This window comes from Streptomyces sp. NPDC096323, assembly GCF_040302845.1.
Taxonomy (GTDB): Bacteria; Actinomycetota; Actinomycetes; order Streptomycetales; family Streptomycetaceae; genus Streptomyces.
Genome location: NZ_JBEOSI010000005.1, coordinates 384455 through 400519, shown reverse-complemented (window position 1 = coordinate 400519; position 16065 = coordinate 384455). Strand labels below are relative to the sequence as shown.

16 protein-coding genes are annotated in these 16065 nt (G+C 71.0%); 13 read left to right on the top strand and 3 right to left on the bottom strand.

Annotated features, from left to right (window positions below; genetic code table 11):
* Positions 1-49: 49 nt before the first annotated feature.
* From ABTX18_RS16760 to ABTX18_RS16750, 3 genes are all read right to left on the bottom strand, one after another.
* On the bottom strand, positions 50-709 hold the full coding sequence (locus ABTX18_RS16760; RefSeq protein ID WP_352123608.1) for a LuxR C-terminal-related transcriptional regulator: 660 nt from the start codon (positions 707-709) through the stop codon (positions 50-52).
* A gap of 152 nt (positions 710-861) precedes the next feature.
* Positions 862-2217 carry a sensor histidine kinase gene (locus ABTX18_RS16755; protein WP_352123432.1) on the bottom strand — a complete coding sequence of 452 codons (1356 nt, stop codon included), beginning with the start codon at positions 2215-2217 and terminating at the stop codon, positions 862-864.
* Between the two features lie 171 nt (positions 2218-2388).
* Entirely contained in the window at positions 2389-3591 is a 1203-nt protein-coding gene (locus tag ABTX18_RS16750) for a sensor histidine kinase (protein WP_352123431.1), read from the bottom strand.
* Positions 3592-3792: 201 nt separating this feature from the next.
* Between ABTX18_RS16750 and ABTX18_RS16745 the strand changes: the two genes are divergently transcribed.
* The 13 genes from ABTX18_RS16745 to ABTX18_RS16685 all read left to right on the top strand — a co-directional run bounded on the left by ABTX18_RS16745 (position 3793) and on the right by ABTX18_RS16685 (position 16063).
* The gene (locus tag ABTX18_RS16745) at positions 3793-4221 is read left to right on the top strand and encodes an NADH-quinone oxidoreductase subunit A (protein ID WP_503061163.1); all 429 of its coding nucleotides are present in this window, start codon (positions 3793-3795) and stop codon (positions 4219-4221) included.
* The gene (locus ABTX18_RS16740) at positions 4212-4880 is read left to right on the top strand and encodes an NADH-quinone oxidoreductase subunit B (protein ID WP_352123430.1); all 669 of its coding nucleotides are present in this window, start codon (positions 4212-4214) and stop codon (positions 4878-4880) included. The genes ABTX18_RS16745 and ABTX18_RS16740 overlap by 10 nt, the downstream gene beginning before the upstream one ends.
* Entirely contained in the window at positions 4877-6187 is a 1311-nt protein-coding gene (locus tag ABTX18_RS16735) for an NADH-quinone oxidoreductase subunit C (RefSeq protein WP_352123429.1), read from the top strand. Before ABTX18_RS16740 ends, ABTX18_RS16735 begins: the two co-directional genes overlap by 4 nt.
* On the top strand, positions 6184-7152 hold the full coding sequence (locus ABTX18_RS16730) for a complex I subunit 1/NuoH family protein (RefSeq protein WP_352123428.1): 969 nt from the start codon (positions 6184-6186) through the stop codon (positions 7150-7152). The genes ABTX18_RS16735 and ABTX18_RS16730 overlap by 4 nt, the downstream gene beginning before the upstream one ends.
* Positions 7152-7796, top strand: a complete 645-nt coding sequence (locus ABTX18_RS16725; protein WP_352123427.1) for a NuoI/complex I 23 kDa subunit family protein — start codon at positions 7152-7154, stop codon at positions 7794-7796. The genes ABTX18_RS16730 and ABTX18_RS16725 overlap by 1 nt, the downstream gene beginning before the upstream one ends.
* Positions 7796-8470: an NADH-quinone oxidoreductase subunit J family protein gene (locus ABTX18_RS16720; RefSeq protein WP_503061162.1), complete on the top strand. Its 675-nt coding sequence runs from the start codon at positions 7796-7798 to the stop codon at positions 8468-8470. The genes ABTX18_RS16725 and ABTX18_RS16720 overlap by 1 nt, the downstream gene beginning before the upstream one ends.
* Positions 8470-8889 carry an NADH-quinone oxidoreductase subunit NuoK gene (nuoK, locus tag ABTX18_RS16715; RefSeq protein WP_352123425.1) on the top strand — a complete coding sequence of 140 codons (420 nt, stop codon included), beginning with the start codon at positions 8470-8472 and terminating at the stop codon, positions 8887-8889. Before ABTX18_RS16720 ends, nuoK begins: the two co-directional genes overlap by 1 nt.
* On the top strand, positions 8886-10886 hold the full coding sequence (locus tag ABTX18_RS16710) for an NADH-quinone oxidoreductase subunit 5 family protein (RefSeq protein WP_352123424.1): 2001 nt from the start codon (positions 8886-8888) through the stop codon (positions 10884-10886). The genes nuoK and ABTX18_RS16710 overlap by 4 nt, the downstream gene beginning before the upstream one ends.
* Positions 10887-10913: 27 nt before the next feature.
* Entirely contained in the window at positions 10914-12464 is a 1551-nt protein-coding gene (locus ABTX18_RS16705) for a complex I subunit 4 family protein (protein ID WP_352123606.1), read from the top strand.
* A gap of 35 nt (positions 12465-12499) precedes the next feature.
* The gene (locus ABTX18_RS16700; protein ID WP_352123605.1) at positions 12500-14038 is read left to right on the top strand and encodes an NADH-quinone oxidoreductase subunit N; all 1539 of its coding nucleotides are present in this window, start codon (positions 12500-12502) and stop codon (positions 14036-14038) included.
* Between the two features lie 114 nt (positions 14039-14152).
* A complete protein-coding gene (locus tag ABTX18_RS16695; RefSeq protein WP_352123423.1) occupies positions 14153-14617 on the top strand; it encodes a large conductance mechanosensitive channel protein MscL in 465 nt (154 codons plus the stop codon).
* Between the two features lie 193 nt (positions 14618-14810).
* Positions 14811-15674: a zinc metalloprotease HtpX gene (gene htpX / locus ABTX18_RS16690; protein WP_352123422.1), complete on the top strand. Its 864-nt coding sequence runs from the start codon at positions 14811-14813 to the stop codon at positions 15672-15674.
* A complete protein-coding gene (locus ABTX18_RS16685) occupies positions 15671-16063 on the top strand; it encodes a YccF domain-containing protein (RefSeq protein WP_136328479.1) in 393 nt (130 codons plus the stop codon). The genes htpX and ABTX18_RS16685 overlap by 4 nt, the downstream gene beginning before the upstream one ends.
* Positions 16064-16065: the final 2 nt, after the last annotated feature.

Below are 16065 nucleotides of genomic sequence, written 5' to 3'. Positions count from 1 at the left end.
GACTGGGCGTCAGTAAAGGCGTTGCGGCATCAGGAACGCGGCATGCGGCTCAGGAATTGAGATACGTCAGCACCGCGAGCACCCGCCGGTGATCACCGTCGCTGGGGGACAGCCCCAGCTTCAGGAAGATGTTGCTGACGTGCTTCTCCACCGCGCCGTCGCTCACCACGAGCTGCCTGGCCACCGCCGAATTCGTCCGCCCCTCAGCCATCAGGCCGAGCACCTCCCGCTCACGCGGAGTGAGCCCGGCCAGGACGTCCTGCTTACGGCTCCGGCCCAGCAGCTGAGCCACCACCTCGGGGTCCAGCGCCGTGCCGCCCCGGGCCACCCGGACCACCGCATCGACGAACTCGCGGACGTCGGCGACCCGGTCCTTCAGCAGATACCCCACACCCCGGCTGGACCCGGCCAGCAGCTCGGTGGCGTACTGCTCCTCGACGTACTGCGAGAGGACCAGCACACCGATCCCCGGATACTCCTTGCGCAGCCGCACCGCGGCCCGCACACCCTCGTCCGTGTGCGTCGGCGGCATCCGCACATCGGCGACCACCACATCGGGCAGCGCGTCCTGCCCGGCGAGGTCACTCACCGTCTTGATCAGCGCCTCCGCGTCACCTACCCCCGCCACGACGTCATGCCCGAGATCGGTCAGCAGCCGGGTGAGTCCCTCCCGGAGCAGTACCGAATCCTCGGCGATGACCACACGCACTCTGTCTTCCACCACGACGCTGATTTCCCCCACTGCTCGCTTGTCCGCTGTCCACCCGTATGCCGTCCAGCATCCCAGTAACGGCAGTGACGTCGCGAGTCTTCGCAGGGTTGCGTGGCTGCCGCTTCTGTTGCACCGGGGGCACGGGGAGGTCAGCCGCGCCAGGGAAGTTCGGCCGTGACCCTTGTCGGGCCGCCCACGGGGGAGGCGACGACGAGGATTCCGTCCACCGCGTCCAGCCGCTCGGTCAGCCCGGCCAGGCCGCTGCCCGACGTGAGGTCTGCCCCGCCGTGTCCGTTGTCGGTGACCTGGAGCATGAGGCGGTCGGCGGAGCGCCAGACGTCGACGGTGGCTTTGCGGGCGCCGCTGTGTTTGCTGACGTTCTGGAGGAGTTCGGAGACGGTGAAGTAGGCGATGCCTTCGATGGCCTGGGCGGGTCGTCCGGGAAGGTCGACGTCGACGGTGACGGGGACGGTGCAGCGGGAGGCGATGGCGGAGAGGGCGGCGTCGAGTCCTCGGTCGGTGAGGACGGCGGGGTGGATGCCGCGGGCGAGGTCGCGGAGTTCCTGGAGGGCGACCTTTACTTCGCCGTGGGCCTCGTCGACCATTTTGGCGGCGGCCTCGGGGTCGTCCGTGAGCTTCTCCTTCGCCAGCCCGAGTCCCATGGCGAGGGCGACGAGGCGGGCCTGGGCGCCGTCGTGGAGGTCCCGCTCGATCCGGCGCAGGTCGGCGGCAGCCGTATCGACGACCACACCCCGGTCCGACTCCAGCTCCGTGACCCGCGTCGCCAGCCGCGACGGGCCCAGCAGTCCGGACACCATCAGCCGGTCCACCATGGCCAGGCCACGGATGACCCACGCCGTGGCCATGACGACCAGCAGCCCGGCGGCACTGGTCAGAGCGAGTTCGAAGGGCGAGTCGAGGTAGACGTTGTGCGTGGCGTCGCCGTACAGCTGCACCCCGTCGATCCCCGCGTAGGCGGGGAAGATCCAGGCGTACACCGGGTACGTCAGGGCCGCCCAGCCCCACGCCCACAGGGACAGCGAGACGGAGAACGCGAAGACCGCCCACGGGAAGTGCAGCAGCGCGTAGAGCAGGTGCCGCCAGGACACCCCGCTCTTCAGGACCGCCCCGACCCAGGACATCAGACCCCCGGTCCGGCCCCGCACCGGGGCGGGCTCGGCCACCTCCAGCCGCAGCAGACCACGCGCCCTGGCCCGCTCCAGCATGCCGAACCCCCGGCACAGCGTCAGCCCGGCGGCCAGGAGCGGAACGCCCAGGAAGGTGACGAGCAGCCCGGCGCTCACCGAGGTCATGGTGACCGCGAAGACGAACAGCACCGTGCTGATCGGGAAGCTCAGCATGAGATAGGCGAACTCGCGCCAGGTCCTGGCCTCGATGGGGGCCCGCAGAGCGGCCGGCAGAAATCGCCTGACAGCGAAGTGGTCCCCGGGACCGTGACCCGACCGCTGGGGGTCCCGTGTGTCCGGTCCGTATGCCGTGGCCATGGAGGTTCCGTCCGTTTCTTCGTCTCGTGTGGGCGGTGCTTGTGCGGGCGGTGCTCGTTGTATCCGCGTATCCGCTTCCAGGGTGCTGGGCGGCGGGCGCGCACACCATGAGGGCGGTATCCCTCTTCGACCGGGGGTTTTCCCCACCCCGGTTCCCGGTGGTCGCCGGGATCAGGCCGTACGGGCGTCGGCGGCGGCCTTCTCGCTCTCCCGGTCGCGCCAGGGCAGCTCCGCGGTAACGGTCGTCGGGCCGCCGGGCGGGGATTCGAGGACGAACAGTCCGTCGACGGCGTCCAGCCGCTCGGCGAGCCCCGACATCCCCGTACCGCCGTCCATCGAAGCCCCGCCGTGTCCGTTGTCGGTGACCTGGAGCATGAGGCGGTCGGCGGAGCGCCAGACGTCGACGGTGGCTTTGCGGGCGCCGCTGTGTTTGCTGACGTTCTGGAGGAGTTCGGAGACGGTGAAGTAGGCGATGCCTTCGATGGCCTGGGCGGGTCGTCCGGGAAGGTCGACGTCGACGGTGACGGGGACGGTGCAGCGGGAGGCGATGGCGGAGAGGGCGGCGTCGAGTCCTCGGTCGGTGAGGACGGCGGGGTGGATGCCGCGGGCGAGGTCGCGGAGTTCCTGGAGGGCGACCTTTACTTCGCCGTGGGCCTCGTCGACCATTTTGGCGGCGGCCTCGGGGTCGTCCGTGAGCTTCTCCTTCGCCAGCCCGAGTCCCATGGCGAGGGCGACGAGGCGGGCCTGGGCGCCGTCGTGGAGGTCCCGCTCGATCCGGCGCAGGTCGGCGGCAGCCGTATCGACGACCACACCCCGGTCCGACTCCAGCTCGGCGATCCGGCGCTCCAGCTCGTCGGAGGGGGAAAGCAGACCGCGGACCATCCCGCGGTCGGCGTTGGTCAGCAGCCGCGCGGTGTACGGGAGCACAGGCCACAGGACGAACAGGCTCACGAGCGTCACCGCGAAGGTGACCACGCCCCACGGCAGCCGTATGAAGGAGTACAGCACCGAACGCCAGCCGACCGGATCCTTCAGGCTCGACCACAGCCAGGCGAAGAACCCCTCCTCCCGGCGGACCCGGGCCATCGAGCTCGGCTCGTCGATCCGCAGCCCGAGCAGCCCCCGCGCCCGGCCCCGCTCGGCCCGGCCCAGCAGCCGGGCTCCCTGGAGTCCGAGCGCCAGCAGCGGCAGGCCGACCACGGTGACGGCCAGCCCCACGCCGACGGTGACCATCAGCACCGTATAGATGAATCCGGCCACCGCCATCGGGAGATTGGCGAGAAGGTGCGCGATCTCCTTCCACGTCCACCGATCGAAGGCGAAGCGGACAGGAGGCGGCCCGTCGTGGTCGGGTACCTGGGGGCTCATGGTCATGCGACCAGCCTGCCGGGCGCGGCCCCCGGACGCCATGGGGCTCGTGGGTGGGGGCGAAGTAGGGATATCCCTACCAGTTGCCCGACGCGACTGCTTACCGTCCCTTTACAGGGCCTAGACTCCCGTGCGTACAGATCGTCGGACAGGTTCTGAGGGAGCGAGGGGGCGGACGTGACGGACGTGACGGCCGGCGTGGCGAGCCTGACGGACCTGCCGGGACCGGCTTCGTCGGCCGAACCGACCGCGTCATCCGTGCTCGCGTCGGAGTACTTCCACAGCTACTCGGTGGTCGGACTGCTCGCGGTGATCGGGGTGCTGTTCGTCGCCGTCGCCTTCGGAGCGGGCCGGCTGCTGCGTCCCGTGGTACCGACGCCGGAGAAGCTCCTCACCTATGAATGCGGCGTGGACCCGGTGGGGGAGGGCTGGGCCCATACCCAGGTCCGCTACTACGTGTACGCCTTCCTCTACGTGATCTTCGCTGTCGACTCGATCTTCCTGTTCCCGTGGGCGACCGTCTTCGCCGCGCCGGGATACGGCGCGACGACGCTGGTCGAAATGTTCATCTTCCTCGGTTTCCTGGCCGTGGGACTGCTCTACGCATGGAAGAAGGGCGTCCTCGAATGGACGTGACGAGCCCGTCGTCCTCCGGCCACCCGCAGCCCGGCCCGGAGGCGGGTGCCGAACCCGTACCCGTACCCACGTTCCTTCCGGAGCCGAAGCGCCTCGGCGTGCTCTCCCGGCTGGCACCCGAGCCGATGAAGGTGGTCCTCAACTGGGGCCGCCGCTACAGCCTCTGGGTCTTCAACTTCGGACTCGCCTGCTGCGCCATCGAATTCATCGCCGCCTCCATGGCCCGCCACGACTTCATCCGGCTCGGCGTCATCCCCTTCGCCCCGGGCCCCCGGCAGGCCGACCTCATGATCGTCTCCGGCACGGTGACGGACAAGATGGCGCCCGCGGTGAAGCGGCTGTACGAGCAGATGCCCGAGCCCAAGTACGTCATCTCCTTCGGCGCCTGCTCCAACTGCGGCGGCCCGTACTGGGACTCGTACTCCGTGACGAAGGGCGTCGACCAGATCATCCCGGTCGACGTCTACGTACCCGGCTGCCCGCCCAGGCCGGAGGCCCTGCTCCAGGGGATTCTCAAGCTCCAGGAGAAGATCGCCCGCGAGTCGCTGGGCGAGCGCTACGCCACGGCTGCCGGCGGCCGTCCCTCCACGGCCGCGCTGCGCAGCGGCCTGGTCGCGGGCCCGCCGGCGCCCGGCTCCTCGAAGGAGGAGGAGAAGTGAGCGCAGCCGAGGACTACGACCGCCTCCCCGACGCCGTCACCGAGATCTTCGGCGAGGACGCCACGGCGGAGCAGGCGTACGACCTGCTGACCGTCGACGTGCCTCCCGCCTCCTGGATCGCCGCGCTCGAAACGGCGCGCGACCGGCTCGGCTGCACCTACTTCGACTGGCTGAGCGCCGTGGACGAACCGGGCACGGGCTTCCGGGTCTGTGCCCATGTCGCCGCGCTCCCGGCGGTGGGCGGCAGCGTCCGCCGGCTGCTGATCCGTACGACGGTCCCGCACGCGGAGGCCGTGCTGCCCACCGCGATCGGTGTGTACGCCGGCGCGGCCTGGCACGAGCGCGAGACGCACGAGATGTTCGGGATCGGCTTCGACGGCCACCCGCACCTGGTCCCGCTGCTGCTGCCCGAGGGCTTCGAGGGCCACCCCCTGCGCAAGGACTTCGTCCTGGCGGCCCGCGTCGCGAAGGCGTGGCCGGGAGCGAAGGAACCGGGCGAGTCGGAGCACGGCGGCCCGAAGCGCCGCACGATGCTGCCGCCCGGCGTGCCCGACCCGAACGAGTGGGGCCCCCTGAAAGGCCAGCTCCCCCCGGCCCCCGCCCGCCCGGCCCGCGCGGCCCGCCCCACGGGCGACCGCCCGGCCCGCCGCACCCGCACAGCGACCGACGCCACGCCGAGCGCGGCCGAGGCCACCCCTGTGACCCCCGCGACGCCGGTGGTGGAACCGGGACCCGGGACGACGCCGCCCGTCTCGGGCACGCCGGCCGTCTCTGGCACGTCGGCCGCGGAACCGGCGCCCGGAGCGACGCCCGCGCGCCGTACCCGCAGTGCCTCGCAGGGCTCGGCCAGCCAGCAGGCAGCGCCCGCGGGGCCGGTGGCGCCGGGCGCGGGTCCGGGCGTGGGTCCGGGCACGACGACGGGTCCGGTGGCGCCGAGCGAGGGCCGCCCCTCCGATGCGCCGTGGCACGACGCCCGTCCGGCGTTCGACGAGCCGTCGGGCGAATCGCGCGGAGCGGGTGAAGGCGGTGAGCCTGATGAATCCCCTCGGTCCAGCGGACCCGGCGAGCCCGGTGAAGGTCAGCCCCTCCGGCGATTGAGGAGCGCGGGTCCGGGGGCGGAGCCCCCGGTTCGGGAAGGGGCGGGCAGGGGAGAGGCCCCGCGCAGCGCCACCCCCACCGACCGCACCCCCGACGAACCCGCACCCGAACCACCCACTGAACCACCCACTGAGCAGGCCCCCGAGGCCCCCCAGACCCCCCAGGCCCCCAAGGCGGCCCCCGACACCCCCGCCGGAGGCGAAGCGTGAACGACGTACTGGACGTCGCCCTCCGCCTAGTCATCGTCTTCGCCGTGTTCATGGTCGTCCCCCTCCTCGTGGGCCAGGCCGAGCACAAGGTGATGGCCCACATGCAGGGCCGCCTCGGCCCCATGTACGCCGGCGGCTTCCACGGCTGGGCCCAGCTCGTCGCGGACGGCGTGAAGTTCGCGCAGAAGGAAGACATCGTCCCGGCCGAGGCCGACCGACGGGTCTTCCAGATCGCGCCTGCCGTCGCGCTGCTGCCGTACCTCCTCGTCCTCGTCGCGATCCCGATCGGACCCGGTGAGGGCGCGGTCGGCCAGGTCGTCGACGCGGGCATCTTCTTCGTCCTCGCCGTGATGGGTGTCGGCGTGCTCGGCTCCCTCATGGCGGGCTGGGCGTCCGCCAACAAGTTCTCCCTGCTCGGCGGCCTGCGTACCGCCGCGCAACTACTCGCGTACGAGCTGCCGATGCTGCTCGCCGCCGCCTCCGTGGCGATGGCGGCCGGCACCGTCTCGCTCCCCGGCATCCTCAACGCCTTCGAGTGGTGGTGGCTGCCCTGGCAGATCGTCGGCGCCCTGGTCTTCTTCGTGGCCGGGCTCGCCGAACTGCAGCGCCCTCCCTTCGACATGCCGGTCGCCGACTCGGAGATCATCTTCGGCGCGTACACCGAGTACACCGGCCTCCGTTTCGCCCTCTTCCTGCTCGCCGAGTACGCGGGCATCGTCGTGCTGTGCGGACTCACCACCGTCCTCTTCCTCGGCGGCTGGCACGGTCCACTGGGCGCCGACGGGCTCGGCTGGGTCTGGACGCTCCTGAAGACCGGACTCCTCGCCTTCGTCGTCATCTGGCTGCGCGTGAGCTATCCCCGGCTCCGCGAGGACCAGCTCCAGAAGCTCGCGTGGACCACGCTCATTCCGCTCGCTCTCGCGCAGATCGCGCTCACCGGCATCGTGAAGGTGGCGATCAACTAGTGCCCCCGATCCCCGGCGCAGGCCTGGCCAAGGGCCTCGCAGTCACCCTGCGGACGATGACGAAGAAGACCGTCACCGCCCAGTACCCGGACGTGCAGCCCGAACTGCCGCCCCGTTCCCGTGGCGTCATCGCGCTGTTCGAGGAGAACTGCACCGTCTGCATGCTCTGCGCACGCGAGTGCCCGGACTGGTGCATCTACATCGACTCCCACAAGGAGACCGTGCCCGCGGCGGTTCCGGGCGGACGCGAGCGCAGCCGCAACGTGCTGGACCGCTTCGCGATCGACTTCTCGCTGTGCATGTACTGCGGCATCTGTATCGAGGTGTGCCCGTTCGACGCGCTGTTCTGGTCCCCGGAGTTCGAGTACGCGGAGACGGACATCCTCGAACTCACCCATGAGCGCGACAAGCTGCGCGACTGGATGTGGACGGTCCCGGAACCGCCGGCTCTCGACCCGGCCGCCGAGGAGCCGAAGGAGGTCGCCGCCGCCCGCAAGACGGCGGAGAAACTCCGCACCCAGCGCGAACAGGAGGCAGCAGCGGCAGCGACCGGAGCGGCAGCCGAAGCGACCCCGCCCGCACCACCCGCCCCTCAGGCCCCGCCCGCCCCGCCGACCCCGACGGATCAGGAGGGACAGGAGTGATCACCGCCACCGGCACCGGCGCCGCCGTCGGGCACGCCACCGGCTCCGCCCTCGCCGCCGCCGCGAGCCACCCCGGCTTCCTCTCCCCGACCGGGGTCGAGATCGCCTTCGTCCTCGTCGGCATCGCCACCCTCGGCGCAGCCCTCGTCACCGTCACGACCAGACAGCTGGTGCACGCCGCCCTCTGGCTGATCGTGGCGCTCGGTGGTCTCGCCGTCGAGTACCTCCTGCTCACCGCGGAGTTCATCGCCTGGGTGCAGGTACTGATCTACGTCGGTTCCGTGGTCGTCCTCCTCCTGTTCGGCCTGATGCTCACCAGGGCCCCCATCGGCCGTTCCCCGGACGCCGATTCGGAGAACCGGTGGGCCGCCCTCGCGGTGGCCGTCGCCGCGGCCGGCACCCTCGTCTGGATCGTCGCCGACGCCTTCCGGACCACCTGGATAGCACTGGACGGACCGGCCCAGGGCTCCACCGAGGCCACCGGCTCCTTCCTCTTCCGGCACTGGGTGCTGCCCTTCGAAGCCCTCTCCGTCCTGCTGCTCGCTGCCCTGGTCGGCGCGATCGTCCTCTCCCGCAAGGGCCGCGACGACAAGGGCCGGGCAGACCAGGTCCGCGACGACAAGGGCCGGGCAGACCAGGCCCGGCCAGGCACGAGCCGAGAGGCCAAGAGCTGATGCACCTCGCCTATCCCGCCGTGCTCGCCGCCCTCCTCTTCTGCACCGGGCTGTACGGAGTCCTCGCCCGCCGCAACGCCATCCTCGTCCTGATGTCCGTCGAGCTGATGCTCAACGCCGTCAACCTCAACCTCGTCGCGTTCGACGTCTGGCTCCGCGACGCCCTGCACTCCGGCCAGGCCCTCACCCTCTTCACCATCGCCATCGCGGCGGCGGAGATCGGCATCGGCCTGGCGATCGTCCTCGCCGTCTACCGCAACCGCGGCAGCTCCGACGTCGACCGCCTCCGCGACACCGCCGAGACCGACGACGCCGAAACGGTCCCCGACGGCGACAGCGACGACCCCACCGGCAACGGCACCGAAGACCAGGCCACTGCTCCGGCAGGGAAGGCAAAGAAGGCAGAGGCCACCGCGTGACCACCACGACCCTCGCCGTCCTCGTCCCCCTTCTCCCGTTCCTGGGCGCGGCGGCCGGCCTCCTCCTCGGCCGCAGCGCACCCGGCTTCGTCCGGCCGCTCGCCGTGCTGCCCGCCCTGGCCACCCTCGTCGTCGCGGCCGTCGTCGCCGCCCGCCAGGGCGGCGGGCCGGCCATCGACGCCGCGACCCAGCTCACCCCCACCGGCTCGGTCCCGATCGACCTCGCGCTGCACCTCGACGGCTTCGCCGCCCTCGTCGCCGTCCTGGTCGCCCTCGTCGCGACCTGCGTGCAGATCTACTCGATCGCCTACCTCCGCGACGACCCCCGCTACCCCTCGTACGCGGCCCTCGTCTCCCTCTTCACCTCCGCGATGCTGCTCGTCGTCTACTCCGGCGACCTGATGGTGCTCCTCGTCGGCTGGGAGATCATGGGCATCTGCTCGTACTTCCTGGTCGGCCACTACTGGGAGACGCCCGAGGCCCGCGCCGCCTCCCTCAAGGCCTTCCTGGTCACCAAGCTCGGCGACGTCCCCTTCCTCATCGGCCTGTTCGCCCTCGCCGCCGACACCGGCACCTTCCGCATCACCGGCATCCTGGGCGCCGTCGCCCACGGCGGCCTCGATCACCCCACCCTGATCGCCCTGCTCCTCCTCGCCGGTGTCGCGGGCAAATCCGCACAGTTCCCGCTGCACACCTGGCTGCCCGACGCCATGGCCGGCCCCACCCCCGTCTCCGCGCTGATCCACGCGGCGACTATGGTCGCCGCCGGTATCTACTTCGTGGCCCGGCTCCTCCCCGTCTTCGCCGAATCCGGCGCCGCACTCGTCGTCCTCGCCGTGATGGCCGCCGTCACGATGATCGGCTCAGGACTCGCCGCCCTCGCGCAGGACGACATCAAGCGCGTGCTCGCGTACTCGACCATCGGCCAGCTCGGCTACATGTCCGGCGCCCTCGCCGTCGGCGACCGCGGCGCCGCCGTCTTCCACCTCATCTCGCACGGTGCGTTCAAAGCCGTCCTCTTCCTCGCCGCCGGCGTCGTCATCCACGCCGCCGGCACCAACTCACTGGCCGTCATGTCCCGCATGGGAGGCCTGACCAAGCGCGTCCCCGACGCCTACTGGACGATGACGGTCGCCCTCCTCGCGCTGGCCGCCATCCCGCCGTTCGCCGGCTTCTTCTCCAAGGAAGCCGTCCTCGTCGCCGCCGAGCACACCGCCCTCGGCGACCGGCACGTAGCCCCGGCCGCCGCCGGCTGGACCGTGCTCGTCGCCGGCCTCCTGGCCGCCGTGCTCACCGCCGCGTACGCCACCCGCCTCTGGCTCCTCGCCTTCCGCGGCCGCGGCGCCGAGGCCCCCGACCACGGCAGGCAGCCCGTCGCCATGACCTCGGTCCTGTGGGTGCTGGCCGTCCCCACCATCGCCTTCGGACTCACCGTGGGAGTGATCACCGACTGGTTCGACGGCCACGCCCTCACCCCGTCGCTGACCACCGCCGTGCTGTCCACCGGTGTCGGACTCGTCGGCGGCCTCGTCACCTACGGGGCCTGGCGCCACACCACGGCACTCGCCGCCCGCACCCCCATGGGCTCGGTCGTCGCCCACCCCGACGCGGAACCCGCCCTCGTCGAGATCGAGGCCATCGAGGCCCGCACCGCCGCCTACGGAACCGCCGGCGACGCCCCCGACCCCGCGGACCCCGGCCGACTGCTGCTCGGCCCCCTCCACCGCCACGCGGCCACCGGTTTCCACCTCGACGCCCTGTACGCGGCCCTGTTCGTCCGCCCCGTCCAGGCCGCGGCGAGCCTCGTCCGCTTCCTGGACCGCGAGGTCGTCGACACCTACGTACGCGGCTCAGCCACCGGCGCACGCTGGCTCGGCACCGCCGTCCGCCGCGCCCAGACCGGCAACGTGCAGACCTACCTCAGCGCACTGCTCGCCGGTTCGCTGGTCCTGGCGGTCGCCGCCGTCGTCTTCGCCAACGTCAACGCCGGGTCGTGAGCCGTGATCGATATCAGCGCATCCGTGATGCAGTACCTTCTGGCGTTCCTCGTCGTCGCCCCGCTCCTCGGGGCCGTCGCCGCCCTGCTCCCGGCCCCGCCCGGGATGAAGGGCAGGAACCCCGACCAGGCCGTACTCCGCCACGGCGTGACCGTGACCGGCGTGATCCTCATCGCGGCGATCGTGCTGGCAGCCGGCTTCGACCACGACCACCCGTCGAAGATGCAGGCCACCACCGACATCAGCTGGATCCCGGCGCTGGATGTCCGCATCCACCTCGGCATCGACGGCATCTCGCTCCCCCTTCTCGTACTGACCGCGCTGCTGACCTTCCTCTGCGCGCTCTACAGCTACTTCAAAATGCCCCCGGGCCCCTCCCCGAAGGCCTTCGTCGCACTCGTCCTCGTACTCGAATCCGGCACCCTCGCGACCTTCGCCGTCCTCGATCTGCTGCTGTTCTTCCTGGCCTTCGAGATGGTGCTCATCCCGATGTACTTCCTCATCGCCCGATGGGGCGGTGCGCAGAAGCAGGCGGCTGCCTGGAAGTTCATCCTCTACACACTGCTCGGCTCGGTCGTCATGCTGCTGGGGCTGCTCCTCATCGGACTGAAGAGCGGCACCTTCGACATGGTGGCACTCGCCACTGACAACGGCCGCGGCCTCACCTCGTCCGTGCAGGTCACCGCCGTTCTGGCGATCGGCATCGGGCTCGCGGTGAAGACCCCGATGTGGCCGCTCCACAGCTGGCTCCCCGACGCCCACACCGCCGCCCCGACCGTCGGCTCCGTTCTCCTCGCCGGCGTCATGCTGAAGATGGGCACGTACGGCTTCGTCCGCATCCTGCTCCCCATCGCCCCCGACGGCATGCACACGTTCGCGCCCTACCTCGCCGCGTTCGCCGTCGTCGGCATCATCTACGGATCGCTCGCCTGCCTCGCCCTCGCCCGGCCCGGCGCCAAGGGCGACCTGAAGCGGCTCATCGCGTACTCCTCCGTCGGCCACATGGGCTTCGTCCTCCTCGGCATCGCGAGCATGACCCCCACCGGCGTCAACGGGGCGCTCTTCGCCAACATCGCCCACGGCCTCATCACCGGCCTGCTGTTCTTCCTGGTCGGTGCGGTCAAGGACCGCTACGGCACCGCCGACCTCGACACCCTCGCCGGAGCCACCGGCGCCGCCCTCTACGGCCGCGCCCCCCGCCTCGGCGGCCTCCTCGCGTTCGCCGCGGTCGCCTCCCTCGGCCTGCCCGGCCTCGCCGGATTCTGGGGCGAGATGCTCGCCCTGTTCGGCGCCTTCGACCCCGCCGAGGGACTGAACCGCGCCGCCTTCCTGACCTTCATGTCCATCGCAGCGTTCGGCACCCTGCTCACCGCCGGGTACCTCCTCATCGTCGTCCGCCGCGTCTGCATGGGCGCCCAGCGCGAGGAACCGCACGCGATCGCCGACGTCCAGAGCTACGAATTCGCCGCCTGGACCCCCCTCGCGGCCCTCACCGTCCTCGCCGGCCTGTGGCCCGCCGTCCTCCTCGGCCTCACCGATCCGGCCGTGCAGAAGCTCCTCGCAGGAGGCAAGTCGTGACCACAGCGGCCGCAACCGCCGGCCTCGCCCAGTCGGTGGCCGAAACCAGCGCCGGCCTCGCGTCGGCGGCCGAGAGCACCACCGGCCTCGTCCAGTCCGTCGACTGGCTCGCGATCGCGCCCCCGGTCGTCGTCGCAGCCGTCGCCCTCGCCGTCCTGGTCGCCGACCTCTTCGTCCCCGCAGCACGCAAACCGCTCCTCGGCTACGGGGCCGTCGCCGGACTCGTCGCCGCGCTCGCCCTCATCGTCCCGCTGCACGACGGCGACCGCTCCACCTTCTGCCTCACCACCGGCACCCGCGCCTGCAGCTACACAGCCGACCACTTCACCCTGGTCATCCAGGCCCTCGTGCTCGGCGGCGCCCTGCTCACCGCGCTGCTCTCCATCGGCGACACCCGCAAGCTGCCCGCCGGCGAATTCTGGTTCCTGCTGCTGTCCTCCGCCGCAGGCGCCGCGCTCCTGCCCGCCGCCCGCGACCTCGCCACCCTCGTCGTCGCCCTCGAAGTCGCCTCGCTGCCCGCCTTCGCCCTCGTCGGCATCAAGCGCGGCGACCGGCGCTCCTCCGAGGCCGCCCTGAAGTTCTTCCTCTCCTCCGTCGTCGCGACCGCCGTCATGCTCCTCGGCGTCAGCTTCGTGTACGCGGCGACCGGCACCCTCCACCTCACGGAGATCGCCGCCCGCCTCGACGACGTCCCCGGACAGCTCTCCACCCTCGCCCAGGCGGGCGTCGCCCTCACCCTCGTCGGCTTCGCCTTCAAGACGGCCGCCGCGCCCTTCCACTTCTGGGTCCCCGACACCTACGTGGGCGCCCCCCTGCCGATCGCCGCCTACCTCTCGGTCGTCGGCAAGGCGGTCGGCTTCTCCGGCCTCATCCTCGTCACCGTCGTCGCCTTCCCCTCGTACGCCGACGTCTGGGGCCCCGCCCTCGCCGTCCTCGCCGCGCTCACCATGACCGTCGGCAACGTCGCCGCGCTGCGCCAGAGCGCCACCCGCGCCCGCAGCGCCGTACGACTGCTCGCCTGGTCGTCCGTCGCCCAGGCCGGCTACCTCCTGGTACCGATCGCCGCCGCCGCGTACGCCGGAGACCGGCAGATCGGCTCCACCGTCGCCTACGCGCTGATGTACGCCGTCGTGAACCTCGGCGCCTTCGCCGTCGCCGCACTGGTCGCCCGCACCCACCCCGGCAACCGCGTCGCCGACTACCGCGGCCTGTACGCCACCCGCCCGCTCGCCGCCCTCGCCATGGGCTTCTTCCTGCTCTGCCTGGCCGGACTGCCGCCGGGCATCATCGGACTCTTCGCCAAGGTCACCGTCTTCTCCTCGGCCGTCGACGCCGGTCTCGGCTGGCTCGCCGTCGTCATGGCCGTCAACGTCGTGATCGCGCTCTACTACTACCTGCGGTGGACCGCCGCCCTCTTCCGCAGCCCCGCCGAGGACGCCGCGGAGCAGCCCGTCACCCGCCACCGCACCCCGGCACCGCTCACCGTCGCGATCGTCCTCACCGCGGTCGCCGGAATCGCCCTGTCGGGCGCCCCGCAGACCGTCCTCAGGTTCGCCGACGTCAACCTGTTCTGACGCCGGCCGCCTATAACCCCAAGATCGGTTTGCCCCGGGCACCCCGCACAGGGCAGGGTCATGCGCGCGCACGGCGCATACGACCTTCCCATCGCAACAGAGGAGCCAGAGGCAGTGCTGAACGGGTTCAAGGACTTCATCCTTCGCGGCAACGTGATCTCCATGGCGATCGGCCTCGCCGTCGGAGCCGCGTTCACCGCGGTCGTCACCGGGTTCAGCAACGCGTTCATCGTGCCGCTGATCGGCGTCATCACCCGCGGAACCGGCGACTTCAGCAAGGCCACCTTCAGCGTCGACGGGGTGAAGTTCCCCTACGGCCTCTTCGTCAGCGCCGCCATCGCCTTCCTGATCACCGCCGCGGTCCTCTACTTCTGCGTCGTCGTCCCCATGGCCAGGGTCCAGGACCGTTTCACCACCAAGAAGGACCAGGAGAAGGTCGACATCAAGGCCGCCCTGCGCGACTGCCCCCGCTGCTACACGGCGATCCCCGCCGTAGCGTCCCGCTGCGCCTACTGCACCAGCGAGGTCGAGCCCGACCCCGAGGCCCTGGCGCTCGCCAAACTCCCCGTCCAGCGCTGACCCGGCGGCGCCCTCCACCCGTACGGCCTACGGCCCGCTCCGGCACGAACACCCGGACGGGCCGGGCCCTGCGGCCGTGAGCACAAGGGAACTAGCTCTCCTCGCCTGGCGTTGACCAGTACGGGAGGCTCCACTGAGGAGTGGAGCACCACCGAGCAAGGGTTCCCCTGCTGCACCACTTGGAGGGCGTACCGTGCACCGCCGGCACAACGGGCTGAGAACCGCCGTACTCCTCGGCGGCCTGTCCGCACTCATCATCGTCATCGGCAGCTTCTTCGGACGTACGGGCCTGATCGTCGCGCTCCTCGTAGCCGTCGGCACCAACGCCTACGCGTACTGGAACAGCGACAAGCTGGCGCTGCGGGCCATGCGCGCCCGCCCGGTGAGCGAGTTCGAGGCGCCCCAGCTCTACCGCATGGTCCGTGAACTCTCCACCGCCGCCCGCCAGCCCATGCCGCGCCTCTACATCTCCCCGACCCAGGCGCCCAACGCCTTCGCGACCGGCCGCAACCCGCGCAACGCCGCGGTCTGCTGCACCGAGGGCATCCTCAAGATCCTGGACGAACGGGAACTGCGCGGCGTCCTCGGCCACGAGCTCAGCCATGTCTACAACCGCGACATCCTGATCTCGTCCGTCGCCGGAGCACTCGCCTCCGTCGTCATGTTCCTGGTCAACTTCGCCTGGCTGATCCCGGTCGGCCGCTCCAATGACGACGACGGCCCCGGCATCCTCGGCATGCTGCTGATCATGATCCTGGGCCCGCTCGCCGCCTCCGTCATCCAACTGGCCGTCAGCCGCTCCCGGGAGTACGAGGCGGACGCCTCGGGCGCCCAGCTGACCGGCGACCCACTGGCCCTCGCCAGTGCCCTGCGGAAGCTGGAGGCGGGCACCAAACAGCTTCCGCTGCCCCCCGAGCCCCGGATCGAGACCGCGAGCCACATGATGATCGCGAACCCGTTCCGCCCCGGGCAAGGCATGTCCAAGATGTTCTCGACCCATCCGCCGATGGCGGAGCGCATCGCCCGACTCGAGAAGATGGCTGGTCATCGCCCGTGAAGACAATTCTGAACGTCATTTGGCTGATCCTGTGCGGCTTCTGGATGTTCCTCGGGTACATGCTCGCGGGACTCCTGCTGTGCATCACGATCATCGGCATCCCGTTCGGCCTTGCGGCCTTCCGCATCGGCGTCTACGCGCTGTGGCCCTTCGGCTACCGCGTCGTCGACCGACGGGACGCGGGCGGCCCCTCCTGCGTGGGCAACGTGCTCTGGCTGGTCCTCGCCGGCTGGTGGCTGGCGCTCGGCCACATCACCACCGGCATCGCCCTGTGCCTCACGATCATCGGCATCCCCCTGGGCATCGCCAACTTCAAGCTGATCCCGGTCTCGCTGATGCCCTTCGGCAAGGAGATCGTGCGCACCGACGAGCAGTTCGCCGGCTGGTAGCC